Genomic DNA, 14,550 nt, shown 5'->3' with positions numbered 1-14,550 from the left:
TAAGCGGCCGCTTTCCCGGTTATTCCTGTTCTTCTCTCAGCTCCCGGCACAGCCGCCGGGCGGCATCGGGGTACGCCCTGGTCATGCGGCAGCGGTACTCCGGCACCCGATCGTAGGCGCCGGTCTCCGTCAGGGCCATGGCCGCGCAGGCCCGGCACTGGTCCCGCAGGGCACAGGCGCCGCAGGCGGCGCTCAGGCGGATGGCGGCGGCGGAGCGCCGCACCTCCTCCCAGGCGGAGCCAAAGCCGCTTGCAAACACGTCCGTCCCGCCGGGGAGCATGCCGCAGGGGAGCATCCGGCCCTCCCAGGTGACCCAGAAGCTGCACTTGCCCGCCCGGCACCGGATGCCCTCCCCGGGCCCGTCCGGCACGGGGCATGCGTCCATGGGCGGCAGGGTCGGGGCGGACTCCGTCCGCCGCAAGAAGCCCTCCCGGTCCCCAAAAGCCTCGATGCGGGCGGCCTGGTAGGCCGCCTCCTCGGGGTCAAAGCGGTCGTTGCGGCCCACCTGACTGGGGTCCCGGCGCACCGGCGGGAACATGTAGCTGCTGGCCTGGACCACCAGCCCCTCCCGCCGGGCAAAGTCAAACACGGCCTCCAGATCGCCGCTGTTGTGGGGAGTCACGGAGCAGTTGAGCTTGACGGGGATGTCCGCCTGCCGCAGCAGATGCACCGCCCGTACCGCCCGGTCGAAGCCGGCGGTGTCGCCGCACAGGCGGCCGTACGTCTCGTTGGAGGCGCCGTAGAGGGTCAGATTCACCCGCACCGGCGGCGTCTCCTTCAGCCATGCCACCGTCTCCTCGTCGATGAGGGTGCCGTTGGAGTTGATGGAAATCAGCAGCCCCATGGCGTGGAGTCCCGCCAGGATGCGGCGGAAGTCCGGCCGGGAGAAGGGCTCGCCGCCGGTGAGCAGCAGGTACAATAGCCCCGCGTCCCGGGCCTGCCGGCCCAGCTCCAGCCACTCCTCCGCCGTCCGCAGGGGGCGGACCGCCTCCTGCTGGGCCTTGGTCATCCGCACGTAGCACATCCGGCAGTGCAGGTTGCACACCGGCGTGAGCTCGAAGGTGCCGGAGATGGGCACGCCCAGCCGGGCGGCCTTGCGGTGGAGGTACTCCGTCAGGGGTCCCTCCGCCGGCAGTCGTTTTACCATGGTTGCTTCCTCCCTTTCTCCAGCGCCGCCGCCAGCGCCTCCACGGCGCCCCGGTCGGGCCGGCATTCCAGCGTGTACACGGGCACCCGGGTCACCAGGGCCTCCAGGGCCGTGACCGCCTCCTCCGTAAAGTCCCGGTCCCAGCGGTGGACGCAGATCTCCGGCAGCAGCGCGGCGAAGGCCCGGGCCGGGCCCAGGGGGGTCACCCGGTTGTCCGGCGAGCGGCGCACCACCGCCACGGCGGCCAGGGGCGCCCCCTCGTTGCGGTAGATGCCGCTGCTGCCGGCGCAGGGCAGTCCCCAGGCCGCCCAGCTGTCCTCCCGGGGCATCAGCCCCGCCCGGTCCCCGTTGAGAATGTCCGCCCCCCGGTGGCGGCGCCACAGCTCTGCCTGGGTGGACTTGCCCGTCCCCGGCGGGGCGGTGAAGGCCACGGCCCCCGCCGCCGTGCGGATCAGGGCCGCGTGGAGCAGCAGTCCCCCGCCGGTGAGCAGCAGCGTCTCCACGCCGGTCAGGGTCCACACGCTGCGCATGAAGCCGTACTCCCCCGCCCGGTCCTCCAGGCACCGGCACTCCACCGTCCGCTCCCCCCGGTGCCACTCGGTCACCGCGTAGGGCGGACGGCCCCGCAGGGCGCAGGTGTAGATGCGCATGCCCGCCGGACCGGAGAGAAAGTATTGATCCGCCTCCCAGTGCCCGCCGGGGGGCAGGGGTTCCAGCGTCCGTACCGGCCGCAGGCGCACCGTCAGGTCCGCCGCCGGGGCCTCCCCCTCCGGCAGAAGGCGCAGGAAGGGAACCGACTCCGCCGTGGGCCGCAGGGGCGCGAAGGTCTCCACCAGGGCGGTCCTGCCCGCCAGGGTCATCCAATAACGCATAGTCCTCCTTGCATGAAACGGGCAGCCATGTCGCCACGGCTGCCCGTTCCGGCTGCCGCACAGGCGGCAGGTTTTTGGTTGTCAGGATCCGAAGATGCTCAGTCCGCCATTGGGATTGTTGTAGCAGATGCCGTTGACCTCGGTATTCGGGTCAACCAGGTCATCGCAGGCTCCGGCATTCACCCACAGTATGGCCGCACCGCCCAGGCTCCAGCCGCAGTTGTCCCCATCCCCAAACGTGGGATGTCCCAGGGTGCTGCCGGCAGCGCCTGCGCAGGTATTGGCGATGTTCTGCATCAGGGTGAAGGACTCCACCAACAGATCCGGTTTGACATATTTGGCTTTCATACGCGCTCACCCCTCCTTTTCCTGCAGTTCCATCTGCTTTTTCTGCTCGGCCCAGATCTCGCCGTAGGTCTTCTGGGGCTGGGCCGGGGTCTGCTCACTCTCCTGCTCGGGCGCTTCCTCCACGGTCTGGGGCGGAAGCTCCACCACGTTGCCGGGCTTGGTGGCTACCACGCCGGTCTCGGGCTGCTGCTCGGTCTCGCCGGGCTGCTGCTCGGGCTGCTCGGTGGGCTCCTGGGTCTCGCCGGGCTGCTGCTCGGGCTGTTCCTCGGGCTCCTGGGTCTCGCCGGGCTGCTCCTCGGGCTGTTCCGTGGGCTCCTGGGTCTCGCCGGGCTGCTGCTCGGGCTGCTCCGTGGGCTGCTGCTCAGGATCCACGGTGAAGCCGGGATCCACAGGCTCCGCAGGCTGTTCGGGAACCTCAGGCTGCTCCACAGGCTCCTCGGGAATCACAGGCTCCTCGGGCGTCACAGGCTCCAGCTCCACCACGTTGCCGTCCTGGACGGGCACGATGGTCTCGGTGACCTCCACATATTCCTCCAGATAGGACAGGAAGTCCACCACATCCCGCATGTTCATTGCAAAGAGCATGGGTTTGTACCCCTCGCCCTCGTTGTAGTAGGGAGAATCTGCGCTGAACGCCACCCGCAGCTTGGTGATGGAGAGGATCGCATTACCGGTGTTGGTCACGGTGATCTTGCCGTCGGCAGGCGTCACCTCATAGTACATATCGGAGGTATGGGCAATGGTGCCGTTGGCGCCCACCATGGCTCCGCTATCGCCCGTTCCGTACACGGTCACGGTGGTAGCCTTGCCGGTGGGCGACTTCAGTCCCAGGTAGAAATGGATGTCGTCTTTTCCGTAGTCGGCGTACTTACTGACGTCGATGACCACGAACTGACCTTTGGCCAGGTAGACCTCGTTCTTGGGGCCGTAGTCCTCGTAGGACTCGATTTCGGTAGTTTCATTGCTGCCGTCCGGCATCTGATCGATGAACACGGCGGATTCTCCCTGGTCGCCGAACGTGCTGGTCATATCCAGCGCCTGGTCGTTGTTGAGCAGGATATTCCGCACGGAGATGAACTGGGAGTTCAGCTCACTGTCGGCGCCGTAGATCTCCGCCACGATGTTGTCATCCTCATCCGCGGGCTGGTAGACCCGGTAGCCGTCGAAGTAATACTCCGTGCGGTCGCCCACGGCAGCGGTGGCCTTGAGGGTGACGGTATAGGTACCGTAGGTCAGGCCGGTGAAGGTCACGGAGGGGATCTGGTAGTAGTTGTCGGAGACCGCCAGGTTATCCACGATCACCCGCTTGATGGTCGTTCCGTTCTTTTCCAGTGCGGCGTACACAGTGCCGGTCCTACTGGTGGTGCGGGTGTACACATCCACGCCGGTGCCGGTGAAGGTGAACTCCACCTCATTGCCCGGGATCAGTTTCTGCGCCGGGTTGCCGCTGTCCCCGGTATAGCCGGCATAGCTCTGATCGTAGCCGTAGGGGCCGCCGCCGGGAGCCTGGGACGTAGTGTAGCTTTCGAAGTTATTCTCGTAATAGACGTTGTTGGCGGGGACGAAGTTCACCCGCAGCCACTTGTAGTCGTCGGGATCGTCCTTGTCCTTGCCGAACACATAGATGGAGTCCACGCCGTCCCAGGTGTCGGCAGTGGGCGTGTAGGTGACTCTGTCGCCGCCCTCGGTTACGTTCACGGAGCCGTAGTGCAGATCACCATTGAGTGAAGTCGTGTAGGCCGGCTTGCCATCCGCACCGGCCGTAATGGCGCTCATGTCCGTGGCCACATGGAGGATCTGGTCAAAGCCCCAATCCCCGGAGTCCACCGTCACGGGGGCAGCGTAGTCCAGGGCGTAGCTCTTCTGGGAAATGGTCACCGCAGGGCGGGGGAATTGTCCCACCGGCGTCTCCCCGTCATACACACCGGAAGCGGCGGCGTTGGTGTAGACCTTCATGCCGGTGACCGCAGCCGGCTTGGCCTCCACGCCGGGGATGGTGACGATCAGCTTCTCGCCCTGGTGCGTGCCGCCCACGTCCACCACGTAGTTATCCTCGTAGGAGAAGCCGGAGACAGAGACGGTGCCGTCGCTGACAGTCACATTGCCGGCAAACGCCTCAGGCACTGCCCACTGCCGCTCGTTGTTTGCCGTTCCGGTATACTTGGCGGTCTTCACCGTGACGTCATCCTTGGAATAACCCTCCGGCAGAGTAAACTTGTCGCTGTTGATGATGTCCTTCAGCTCAGCCTCTGCCGTCAGTTCCACGCCGGTGGTACCCACGCTCTCGGAGATCTCCTCGAAGATGCTGGCCAGATCGCTGCCGTCCTTGGCTGCCTTGTAATAACCCCGGTTATCTCCGGAGTTCAAAGTGATGTTATGGATGCCCAAAAAATCCTGGCACGTCGCATCCGGGTAGTTGCTGGACACAGCATTTAAAAATTGATTGGTATGATCTTGGAGAAGACCGCCCGTATCTTCTTCATCTGCCCCGTCGAAGAGGCCAATGGTATAGATGGTGACTCCGGCAGCCTTCAAGTCCCTAGCACCATTCACCGCACTATGGGCAACATCTCCATCATAATTAGAGCTATGCGTCGGCTCACCGTCGGTGAAGAACACCACCACCTTGTTGCGGCCGTCATTCAGAACCGACCCAGTTGACGCATCGTACCCCAGCGCCGCCTTGGCCCGGTTCATGGCACGGTCCGCAGAGGTAGCGCCGCTGGCCCGGAACAAATCGATTTCATCCTTCATGCTCTGAGCATTGTCCGCGCTTACAGTAGTCAGATCCTGTACGATCTGGGTATAGTTGTAACCGCTTGCCATGTAATCGTTTCCAGTTTTCTCATTCTCGTCACTGGCGAACTTCACGATGGCAATCTTGTGGCGATCCGCCGGATCATCAATCTGGCTGTTTTTCAAAACGGTAGCATCCACAAATGCCTTGGCCGACGCCTTCAGCGCATCGATCTTGTCAATGCGCGACGTCTTATAGGTTGCCTTGTAGAACTGCACATCCTCCGGCAGGGACGCGCCTGCCTCCTGGCTCTCCTGGCCGATGGTATGCAGATTATAATCATCGTCCCGGTATCTCAGAGTATAGACATAGTACGAATCGAACCAGTCAAAAATCCACTGCCGGTAGACGATGACCTCGCGCATCACGCTGGTTTCATCTTTCACGTAATACTGATCACTATCATTGTAGATCTCACCGTACGTTCCGGGGGATACCTCAAAGTACCCTGTTTCCTCGCGGATATCCACTGCCTCATCCATGGAGCCGGACACGTCCAGCACCAGCACCACGTCCGTGGGCACCTGCTTTGTCACGTTGGTGACCTTGCCGGTGGCGTAGGCCTCCAGCGTCAGCGTGTAGGTGCCGTCTGGCTGGAGCTCGGCAGTCTTGTCCAGGACCAGGCCGTCCTCGTCTCCCCCGGCGGCCAGGGCCGTCGCCGGAAGCAGCGACAGCACCAGCACCAGAGAAAGCAGCGCCGCCGCGGCTTTTCTTGCTGTTTTCCTTGCATGTACCATATGTGTTTCCTCCCTGCTTTGATGTCTGCGGCCGCCGGAGCCCCGGCGCCGCCCGTCTTTTTTATCCGTCCTGCCGCCGTCCCGCCTCGTCCGGCGGTGCGGCGGCGTCATATTCATATTGCTCCAGCACCGCCCGGAACAGCGCCTCGCCGTCCGCCCGGGCCCGGGCCGCCTCCACCGCCGTGGCGTAGCTGCCCAGGTAGTAGTCCCTGCCCCGGAGCATGATCTGGGCCGTCCACCGGCCCTTGGCCCGGCTGAAGTACACGCCCCGGTAGCCGCTGGTGTTGGCCCGGGACAGCGGGCCGGGCCGCAGCCGCTCCAGCAGCGTGCCGTCCACAAAGTGGAGGCCCCGGCGCCGGGACCGGGCACAGCCGCAGCTGGTGGTCTGGCCGCTTTGCAGATTGGACTGCCGGACGGTCACCTCCGCGCCGCAGTCGCATTTGCAGCGCCACAGGTGGCTGCCCGCCTCCTTCCCGGCGTAGGCCGTGACGGTGAGACTGCCGAACCGGCGGCCCACCCAGTCCTTCCGGGGCGGGGTCCTGCCGCAGCCGCAGCTGGTCTTCTGGCCGGAGAGCAGCTTGTCCCGGGGGACGTCCACCTCCGCGCCGCAGTCGCATTTGCAGTGCCAGATCACGGAGCGGTTGGCCGCCCGCTGCCCGGTCTTGTTCAGGACCGTCAGGCGGCCGAACCGACGGCCGGTCAGGTCCCCGGGAACCGGGGCGGCACAGCCGCAGCTGAGCTGGGCCCCGGGCTTGAGGCGGCGGCTGTCCACCTCCACCTCTGCGCCGCAGTCGCACCGGCAGCGCCAGACCACGCACCCCCGGCTGCGCCGGGCAGTGGGCTCCAGGGCCGTCAGATGGCCGAACCGCTGACCCCGCAAATCGTTTTTCATGCCGCGCCTCACCTTCCGGCCTGTCCGCTCCGGCGGACGCCTGCAAGGAGGTGGCAAAGTTCCGAAAGTAATCCACTTTCGGAACGGGACTCAGCCCTCCAGCAGTGTCAGCCGCTCCATCTGGCGGCGCTTCATCTCCATGGAGGGGTGCACGTACCGCTGCATGGTGATGCGGACGCTGGCGTGGCCCATGATCTCACTGAGGGACTTGGTGTCGAAGCCGCTTTCCACGCAGCGGGTGGCGAAGGTGTGGCGCAGGGCGTGGAACGTGTGGTCGGCCACCTGAGCCTGGACCAGAAGGCGCTTGTACCGCTTCAGGCACGCCCGGGGCTCCATGTACCGTCCGCTGCCGGTGAGGACGAAATCCTCCGGCCGGCGGCACACCTGGGCGCAGCGGCCCAGGATCTGGCGGGGCAGAGGAATGGTCCGCTCGGAGCTGGGGGTCTTGGGCCGCTGGAGCACAACCCGGGTTCGCCCCGGCGCCTCCGGGCGGGAGTCCCGCACCCGCAGCAGCGTCTTTTCCACCCGCACGGTGCCGTCGGCAAAGGAGAAGTCCTTCCACTGCAGGGCGCACAGCTCCCCGATCCGCACGCCGGAGTACAGCGCCAGCAACACGCCGGTGCGGAAGGGCTCGGCCTTTTCCAGCAGGCACTGCTCCAAAAGCCGCTGTTCCGCCCGGGTGAGCACCTGGGTGCGCTGGACGGGGTTCACCGGCAGCGGCGCCCGGGCGGTTGGGGCGCACAGCCCCCGGTCCTGGGCGTACCGGAGCACCAGGCACAGCACCGCCCGGATGTCCGCCACCGTCTTGGGGGACAAGCCGCCGGTGCCGTCACGGCGCCCGGCCAACAGCATGTCCGAGAGCAGGCGCTGCAGATCCCAGGCACCTGCGCCGGAGATGTCCAGAGCTCCCAGCGGCGGCAGCAGGTGGTTTTCCAGGATGCCGCCGTAAACCGCGTAAGTAGAGGGCTTCACCGCGGACTTTTTGTCCAGGAGCCACCGTTCGGCGGTCTGCGCAAACGTGACCGCGCCCTTCTGCCGTCCCTGACTCAGGGGCACGGCCGCCGATGGAAAGAATCTGTTCATGTGGAATCATCCTTTCTTTGATCCGCCGGGGCTTCGCAGTAAACAAGTGCGGGGCCCGGCGTGTTTTTTTCACGCGCTGTGGATTGACAACACTTTCCAGTTTGACTATAATGAAAAATAACTTGGGGGTGCTCTATGCTCTTGCGGTTCCGAAAGTGGATTACTTTCGGAACTTTGCCCCGAACGGCGAAAAAAAAACCGGGTCACGCAGCTGTCTGGCAGCGTGACCCGGTTTTTTTCTTATGAAATTATGCCTTCTGTTCCCCCAAAGCCGTCAAAAGGCCCTCGCAGCCGGCCCGGATGTCCCGGTAGGCCGCCTCGAAGTCCCCGCTGAACCAGGGGTCGGCCACCTGGCCGGGCCGGCGGGTGTAGTCCATGAGCAGCCGGATCTTCCCCGCCGGGTCGCCGCCGCAGATCCGGCGCATGGCCCGGAGATTGGCCTCGTCCATGCCGATGAGCAGGTCGTAGCGGCCGTAGTCCTCCCGGCGCAGCTGCCGGGCGGTGTGGCCGCCGCAGGGGACGCCGTGCTCCGTCAGCTTGCGCCGGGCCGGCGGGTAGACCGGGTTGCCGGTCTCCTCGTCGCTGGTGGCGGCGGAGTCGATGACAAACGACGCCTCCGTCCCCGCCTGCCGCACCAGCTCCCGCAGGATATACTCGGCCATGGGGCTGCGGCAGATGTTGCCCAGGCACACAAACAAAATTCTCGTCATAGTCTCCTCCCTCTCCCCTCAGCAAAGGGGGGCGATGATCCGCAGCAGGCAGTCGGCCAGGCGGCTGCCGAGACCGCGGCCGCAGTCGGCCTCCGTCACCTCCCGGCACTTGGCCTCGGTGGCCTCAAAGTCCCGCCGCAGGTCTTGGAGCAGCGACGCCCGGTAGAAAAGGGCGTTGCACTCGAAGTGGAGAAACAGGCTCCGGTAGTCCAGGTTCACCGTGCCCAGCATGCCCGCCTGGCCGTCCACGAGGCAGGCCTTGGCGTGGAGGAAGCCGGGGGTGTAGGTGAAGATCCGCACCCCCGCCCGCAGCAGCGGCCGGTAAAAGCTCCGGGTGATCCGGTAGATGAAGGGCTTGTCCGGGACGCCGGGCACGTAGATCCGCACGTCCACCCCCCGCCGGGCCGCCCGGACGAAGGTGTCCAGCAGGGTGTCCCCCAGCATCAGGTAGGGGGTGAAGAACCAGGCGTACTCCGCGGCCTGGTCCAAAAGCTCCATGTAGAGGTGGTTGCTGACGGCGTCGTGGTTGGTGGGCATGTCGCAGTAGGGGTGGATGAAGCCGTCGGCGGGCGCCGCCGGGGCGGGGCACAGGGGCAGGGTGATCTTCTCCGGGGAGAAGGCGTTCCAGAACTCGGCAAACATGTGGGTATAACCCCACGCCGCCGCTCCCTCCACCCGGAAGCCCCCGTCCTTCCAGTGGCCGTACTTTTCGTAGGCGTTGATGTACTCGTCCGCCAGGTTCACGCCGCCGCTGAAGGCCACGGTGCCGTCCACCACCAGGATCTTCCGGTGGTCCCGGTTGTTGAGGGTGCCGGAGAGCACCAGCCGCATGGGGTTGAAGTCCACGCACCGGATGCCCCGGCGCCGCAGGGCGTCCCCGTACCCGGGAGGCAGGGTGGTCAGGCTGCCCAGGTCGTCGTAGATGACCCGCACGTCCACCCCGGCGGCCGCCTTGCGCTCCAAGATCTCCAGCATGCGGCCCCACATCTGCCCCTCGGCGATGATGAAGTACTCCAGATAGATGAACTTCCCCGCCCCCTCCAGAGCCTCCAGCATGGCCGGGAACATGTCGTCGCCCAGGGGGTAATACCGGGCGTCCGTGTTGGGGAAGGTGGGGCTGCGGCTCAGGTACGCGGCGTACCGGAAGGTCTGTGCCATCCGGGGGGAGGCGGCCAGCAGGGCCTCCTCCGTCCCGGGCGCCGTGACCGGGTGGGGGCCCATGGCGTCCCGGGCCCGCTCCAGGCGCCGGGCCAGGGGGCGGCCGGTCTTTTTGTCCCCGAAGCACAGATAGAGCACCGTGCCGAACAGGGGGAGGGACAAGATGGCAATGAGCCAGAGGATCTTGTAGGCGGGCTCATCCCGCTTGGAGGCCACGTAGAGCACGAACACCACCGCCAGCACCGTCAGCGCCGCGTCGATGAGCAGCGCGTAGGGGGCCAGCAGCTCCAAAAGGCCCCACAGCCACGCCGCCTGGACCGCCGCGGCCAGGGCCGTGACCACCAGGCGGCTGCCGATGATGCGCCGGTACCGGTTTTTCACTGCCAACTCTCCTCCTCCCGCCGGGCAAGCCGGGCGTAGTGCTGATACAAAATGCCGAAGCGGTGGAAGTACTTGGGCTTCCAGGGCTTCTCCTTGCCGCAAAAGTGCAAAATCGCCGTGTGGTCCATGACCCACCGCACGTCCATGACGCCGCCGCTGCGCATAAAGTAGGTGGAGTAGTTGCGGGCGTCGTAGTTCCACAGCGCGTCCTCCAGGGGCAGGATGCGCCGGCTGAAGAGGGCGTTGAGCACGTCCTGGTCCGGCAGCACCAGCTCCTTGCGGTGGCGGGCCACGTAGTCGAAGAGGAAGCGGGGCTCGATCTCCCGCCGCCCGGCCGCCAGGTCCATGACCAGCACGCCGGAGTTATAGTAGTCCCCCTCCGTGCCCAGCCGCAGCTGGTTGACGCTGCTGGCAAGCTCCGTCTTGCCGGTGTGGGCGGCGGCGGCGAACAGCTTGCCCGCCAGGTCCTGTTCCCACAGGGGGCGGATGGGGTTGATGACCAGAATGTCCGGGTCCAGGTAGAGGATGCGGTCCACCCCGGGCAGCAGCCGGGGGGCCAGCAGCCGGTAGTACATCTCCCGGGGGTACTGGCGGCTCACCGGCGCGCCGGCAAAAAGGGCGCCGTCCACCTCCGCGGGGAAAAAGTCCCAGCCCCAGGCCCCGCACCGGCGGGCCGTGCCCGCCAGGGCATCGCGGGGGATGCCGCTGTGGAGCAGGTGGAGGGCGAAGCGCTCGCCGGGGTTGTTGACGTGCAGGGATGTCAGCAGCACCTGCAGCTGGGGCAGGTACCGTTCATCCAGGGTGGTCAGCAGGGATATGGTGTCCATGTAGGCTCCTTCCTGGGCGCCGGGCGGCGGCCGGATATATTCGCGGGCGTGCCGCGTCCTCTCTATTGTACCCCCCTTTGCCCCGCCGCACCACTGCCACATGGGCCCGGCTGTATGGACAAAGGCGCCGTTTTGTCAGTCTCAGACCAGCATGGCCAGCGTCCCGGCGGTCAGCAGGGCCAATCCACAGCCGGAGCGGGCGGTGAGGTGCTCCCCCAGCACCAGCCGGGAAAAGGCCGCCGTCACCAGGATGCTCAGCTTGTCGATGGGCACCACCGCGCTGGCCGGGCCGGTCTGGAGGGCGCGGTAGTAGCAAAGCCAGGAGGCGCCGGTGGCGATGCCGGAGAGGCAGATGAAGGCCAGCTCCCCCCGGGGCACCTTTTTGACCTCCCCTCCTTTGCCCGTCACCGCCACCATGGCCCAGGCCATCACCAGCACCACGCCGGTGCGGATGGCGGTGCCCAGGTTGGACTCCACGTCCTGGATGCCCACCTTGCCCAAAATGGCGGTGAGGCTGGCGAAAACCGCCGAGCCGAAGGCGAAGGCCATCCAGTGGCCGCTGCCGCCTCCCGCCCCCTCCTTGCGCTCGATCATGAGGAACGTGCCCGCTGCGATGGCCGCCACGCCGATGCCCTGGGCGAGGCCGATGGGCTCCCCCAGCAGCAAGAAGGCCAGCAGGATGGTCAGCACGGTGCTGGACTTGTCGATGGGCACCACCTTGTTCACGTCGCCGGTCTGGAGGGCCCGGAAGTAGCAAAGCCAGGACGCGCCGGTGGCCAGGCCCGAGAGCACCAGAAAGGCCAGGGTCTTGCCGCCGATGGAGCCAAGCTGGTCCTGGGAGCCGGCCACGAACACCATGACCCACGCGAAGATCAGCACCACCACGGTGCGGATGGCGGTGGCCACCGTGGAATCGGTGCGCCGGATGCCGCACTTGGCCAGAATGGCCGTCACCCCGGCAAAAAACGCCGACCCGCAGGCAAAGAGGATCCACATACCGCTCCATCTCCCGTTTTCATCCGTCCGTTCTCCGGGCTTACTGGGGCCATTATACCACCGCCGGGGCGCGGTGGGAATACGGGCCGGGGGGAAAAAGTTCCGCCGCCGTTGCACGGCGGCGTGCACGCCCGCCGCGCCCGGGCGGGACGGGCAGAGGAAAGGAGGGCGCCTATGGCCGTCATTCGCGCACAGCACACGGGAGATTTCACCATTCTGGACAACGGCCCCCTGCGGGACCCGGCGCTTTCCCTGAAGGCCAAGGGGCTTTTATGGCTGCTGGTGTCCCTGCCGGCGGGGTGGGACTACTCCGTCCGGGGCCTGGCCGCCGTCTGCCGGGAGGGGGTGGAGGCGGTGTCCCGGGCCCTGGGGGAGCTGGAGCGGGCCGGGTACGTCCGCCGGAGGCAGGTGCGGGGGCCGGACGGCCGCATCCGGGACACGGAATATCTCATATGGGAGAAGCCGGAGGCGGCGGCGCCGGGTGCGGGAAAGCCGGAGGCGGCAAAGTCCCCCCAATCAAGAAAAGAAAAACAAAGAACAAAACAAGCAAGAAAAGAGCAAGCAAGGACCCATCCCATCCCATCCGGACCGGAGGCGGACGGGGCGGCGGAGGGAGACGCCGACCAAGAACCCGACTGGGAGACGGTCCGGGCACAGATTCTGGAGAACATCGAGTACGACCAGCTCCTGGCGGACGATCCCACCCGGGCGGAGGAGCTGGACGAGCTGGTGGAGCTGGCGGCGGAGGCGGTGTGCGACCGGCGGCCCACCGCCCGCATCGCCGGGTGCGACCTGCCCCGGCAGGCGGTGCGGGAGCGGTTTTTGAAGCTGGGCCGGGAGCACATGGTCTACGTGCTGGACAGCCTGGCCCGGTGCACCGTCCCGGTGCGCAACGCCAAGCAGTACCTGCTCTCGGCCCTGTTCAACGCCCCGGCCACCATGGCCAACGCCTACGCCGTCCGGGTGGCCCGGGACCTGGGGCCGCCGGAGCCGTGAGGGCGCAAAAAAGCGGCCGCCGAAGCGGCCGCAAGGACGCTATGCGGGAGCAACACCGGAAAACGCGGCTACGATCCAGAGGATCAGGACGACCCCCAGGGCCGAAAGATAGATGCCCTCCAGCACGGGAACCTGCTCATGCACGATTTTCTTTATGAAGAAATACAGCACCGCCGGGCAAAGCAGAACGCCGAATAAAGCGATATATGCCAAAACCAGGTAATTCATTGGTCCGCACCTCCTCCAAGCGCATAGTCCCCATCGGTCCAGACGGAGATGGAGCCGCTGCACCGTATTGTACGATCATTATAAGGAATTTGTTGGGAAAGCGCAATAAAATCCGAAAAATTATTCTTATTTTTTGTGTGTTTTCACCATACTCCCGCGCCTGTCCTCTCCTTCCGGTGCCGGGGGCGCCCCGCGGCCTTGCGCCGGGGCGGGGAACGTTGTATCATCATCTCAGGCGCGGGCCGTCCCGGGCGTTTCCGGGCAGGCGCCGCGAAAAACACAGCACAGCGGAGGTTTCTATGAACAATACGGAGATGGTGGATCTTCTCACGGAGAAGATGATGCGCTTCAACCAGGGCGACCCCAAGCGCATCCAGCATTTGATGAAAGTACACCGGTTCGCCCAGCTGATCGGGCGCATGGAGCACCTGGACCCCCACACCCAGTTTCTCACCGAGTGCGCGGCCCTGGTCCACGACATCGGCATCCGGCCGGCGGAGGAAAAGTACGGCCGGTGCACGGGAAAGCTCCAGGAGCAGGAGGGGCCGTCCTATGCCCGGCGGATGCTGGAGGAGCTGGGCCTGGACGCAGCCGACACGGAGCGGATCTGCTACCTGGTGGGCCACCACCACACCTATACGAATATCGACGGCCCGGACTACCAGATCCTGGTGGAGGCGGACTTCCTGGTGAATTTCTACGAGGACGGGCTGGACGCCGCGGCGGTGCGCGCGGCCCTGGAGACCGTCTTCCGCACCCGGGCGGGAAAGGAATTGTGCCGGATCTCCTACGGGATGGAGTGAGGGCAAAAAAAGACGCCGGAGCAGGGAACGCCCTGCTCCGGCATTTGGCGCAGCGGGAGGGATTCGAACCCTCGTGCGGTTGCCCGCAAACTGATTTCGAGTCGTTGGAAGCGGGTGCCTTTTGGAGCATTTTGTGTGCTCCTCTGCGCTCCTTAAAACGCCGGAAGCCCTTGATTTTACTGGGGTTTCCGGCGTTTTCCTTGTCGGTGCAAGACTTTGGGATTTTTTCCCACCAAAGCAGATTTTCCGGAAAAGTGTGAGCATTCTGTTAGCGTTTTGTGAGCGCAAACCGAGTTGACTCTGTATGAAAGCGTGGAAGGTATGGTGTGATCTCGACCTTTCACCCGTGTATGACAGCGTCTGCGAGAAATCGCAGGCGCTGTCTTCATCTTTGCAATACCCCCCGTCCTTCGTCCCCCGTCCGCCCGCAGGCGCGTTTTTGCCGCCCAGGAGGGGTACACCCCTGCCCCCAGTGAAAGGCGGCAAAAACGGCGGCAAAGGGGCGCAGGCTGCGGGCCAATCAAGGCCCGTTGCCTGCGCAGCCGAAGCCGCAAAACGGGGTCCCGGGGTGTCCC

Annotated in this window: 13 protein-coding genes and 1 tRNA gene; 2 read left to right on the top strand and 12 right to left on the bottom strand. The window is 65.6% G+C overall.

Translation table 11 applies throughout. From position 1 onward, the window contains the following. Positions 1–19 precede the first annotated feature (19 nt). The 10 genes from QZS13_RS02180 to QZS13_RS02135 all read right to left on the bottom strand — a co-directional run bounded on the left by QZS13_RS02180 (position 20) and on the right by QZS13_RS02135 (position 11,948). Positions 20–1,147 carry a radical SAM protein gene (locus QZS13_RS02180; RefSeq protein ID WP_295584960.1) on the bottom strand — a complete coding sequence of 376 codons (1,128 nt, stop codon included), beginning with the start codon at positions 1,145–1,147 and terminating at the stop codon, positions 20–22. Then, positions 1,141–2,019: a hypothetical protein gene (locus QZS13_RS02175; protein ID WP_295584958.1), complete on the bottom strand. Its 879-nt coding sequence runs from the start codon at positions 2,017–2,019 to the stop codon at positions 1,141–1,143. The genes QZS13_RS02180 and QZS13_RS02175 overlap by 7 nt, the downstream gene beginning before the upstream one ends. Before the next feature lie 81 nt (positions 2,020–2,100). Beyond that, positions 2,101–2,367, bottom strand: a complete 267-nt coding sequence (locus QZS13_RS02170) for a hypothetical protein (protein WP_295584956.1) — start codon at positions 2,365–2,367, stop codon at positions 2,101–2,103. A 6-nt stretch (positions 2,368–2,373) separates the two neighbouring features. Beyond that, positions 2,374–5,901 (bottom strand): VWA domain-containing protein, encoded by a 3,528-nt coding sequence (locus QZS13_RS02165; RefSeq protein WP_295584954.1) that lies wholly within the window; start codon positions 5,899–5,901, stop codon positions 2,374–2,376. Between the two features lie 61 nt (positions 5,902–5,962). Next, complete coding sequence (locus QZS13_RS02160) at positions 5,963–6,793, bottom strand: AP2 domain-containing protein (RefSeq protein ID WP_295584952.1); 831 nt, start codon at positions 6,791–6,793, stop codon at positions 5,963–5,965. Between the two features lie 90 nt (positions 6,794–6,883). Continuing rightward, complete coding sequence (locus QZS13_RS02155) at positions 6,884–7,876, bottom strand: site-specific integrase (RefSeq protein WP_295584949.1); 993 nt, start codon at positions 7,874–7,876, stop codon at positions 6,884–6,886. A gap of 248 nt (positions 7,877–8,124) precedes the next feature. Next, positions 8,125–8,586 carry a low molecular weight protein-tyrosine-phosphatase gene (locus QZS13_RS02150; RefSeq protein WP_295584947.1) on the bottom strand — a complete coding sequence of 154 codons (462 nt, stop codon included), beginning with the start codon at positions 8,584–8,586 and terminating at the stop codon, positions 8,125–8,127. Between the two features lie 18 nt (positions 8,587–8,604). Beyond that, positions 8,605–10,125 carry a phospholipase D-like domain-containing protein gene (locus QZS13_RS02145; protein ID WP_295584945.1) on the bottom strand — a complete coding sequence of 507 codons (1,521 nt, stop codon included), beginning with the start codon at positions 10,123–10,125 and terminating at the stop codon, positions 8,605–8,607. After that, positions 10,122–10,952 (bottom strand): glycosyltransferase family 8 protein, encoded by an 831-nt coding sequence (locus QZS13_RS02140; protein WP_295584943.1) that lies wholly within the window; start codon positions 10,950–10,952, stop codon positions 10,122–10,124. The genes QZS13_RS02145 and QZS13_RS02140 overlap by 4 nt, the downstream gene beginning before the upstream one ends. Before the next feature lie 141 nt (positions 10,953–11,093). After that, a complete protein-coding gene (locus QZS13_RS02135; RefSeq protein WP_295584941.1) occupies positions 11,094–11,948 on the bottom strand; it encodes an EamA family transporter in 855 nt (284 codons plus the stop codon). A gap of 174 nt (positions 11,949–12,122) precedes the next feature. On the opposite strand from QZS13_RS02135, the gene QZS13_RS02130 reads away from it, so the two are divergent. After that, on the top strand, positions 12,123–12,944 hold the full coding sequence (locus tag QZS13_RS02130; protein ID WP_295584939.1) for a DUF6017 domain-containing protein: 822 nt from the start codon (positions 12,123–12,125) through the stop codon (positions 12,942–12,944). A 39-nt stretch (positions 12,945–12,983) separates the two neighbouring features. Here QZS13_RS02130 and QZS13_RS02125 read toward each other — a convergent pair whose 3' ends face one another. After that, positions 12,984–13,172 (bottom strand): hypothetical protein, encoded by a 189-nt coding sequence (locus QZS13_RS02125; RefSeq protein WP_295584936.1) that lies wholly within the window; start codon positions 13,170–13,172, stop codon positions 12,984–12,986. A gap of 299 nt (positions 13,173–13,471) precedes the next feature. Here QZS13_RS02125 and QZS13_RS02120 point away from each other — a divergent pair, with 299 nt between their 5' ends. Then, on the top strand, positions 13,472–13,975 hold the full coding sequence (locus QZS13_RS02120; RefSeq protein WP_295584934.1) for an HD domain-containing protein: 504 nt from the start codon (positions 13,472–13,474) through the stop codon (positions 13,973–13,975). A gap of 45 nt (positions 13,976–14,020) precedes the next feature. On the opposite strand, the gene QZS13_RS02115 is transcribed toward QZS13_RS02120, so the two are convergent. Beyond that, positions 14,021–14,122: transfer RNA gene (locus QZS13_RS02115), tRNA-Ser, on the bottom strand. Positions 14,123–14,550 lie beyond the last annotated feature (428 nt).

Source organism: uncultured Oscillibacter sp., assembly GCF_900546705.1.
In the GTDB taxonomy this organism is placed as follows: domain Bacteria; phylum Bacillota; class Clostridia; order Oscillospirales; family Oscillospiraceae; genus Oscillibacter.
Note: the sequence above shows the minus strand (reverse complement) of the source record. Positions and strands in the feature narration are given on the sequence as shown.

Coding starts and splice junctions, on each gene's coding strand:
- QZS13_RS02165 (WP_295584954.1), bottom strand. CDS start 5,901: ATGGTACATGCAAGGAAAACAGCAAGAAAAGCCGCGGCGGCGCTGCTT.
- QZS13_RS02135 (WP_295584941.1), bottom strand. CDS start 11,948: ATGTGGATCCTCTTTGCCTGCGGGTCGGCGTTTTTTGCCGGGGTGACG.
- QZS13_RS02150 (WP_295584947.1), bottom strand. CDS start 8,586: ATGACGAGAATTTTGTTTGTGTGCCTGGGCAACATCTGCCGCAGCCCC.
- QZS13_RS02175 (WP_295584958.1), bottom strand. CDS start 2,019: ATGCGTTATTGGATGACCCTGGCGGGCAGGACCGCCCTGGTGGAGACC.
- QZS13_RS02125 (WP_295584936.1), bottom strand. CDS start 13,172: ATGAATTACCTGGTTTTGGCATATATCGCTTTATTCGGCGTTCTGCTT.
- QZS13_RS02160 (WP_295584952.1), bottom strand. CDS start 6,793: ATGAAAAACGATTTGCGGGGTCAGCGGTTCGGCCATCTGACGGCCCTG.
- QZS13_RS02155 (WP_295584949.1), bottom strand. CDS start 7,876: ATGAACAGATTCTTTCCATCGGCGGCCGTGCCCCTGAGTCAGGGACGG.
- QZS13_RS02170 (WP_295584956.1), bottom strand. CDS start 2,367: ATGAAAGCCAAATATGTCAAACCGGATCTGTTGGTGGAGTCCTTCACC.
- QZS13_RS02180 (WP_295584960.1), bottom strand. CDS start 1,147: ATGGTAAAACGACTGCCGGCGGAGGGACCCCTGACGGAGTACCTCCAC.
- QZS13_RS02140 (WP_295584943.1), bottom strand. CDS start 10,952: ATGGACACCATATCCCTGCTGACCACCCTGGATGAACGGTACCTGCCC.
- QZS13_RS02120 (WP_295584934.1), top strand. CDS start 13,472: ATGAACAATACGGAGATGGTGGATCTTCTCACGGAGAAGATGATGCGC.
- QZS13_RS02130 (WP_295584939.1), top strand. CDS start 12,123: ATGGCCGTCATTCGCGCACAGCACACGGGAGATTTCACCATTCTGGAC.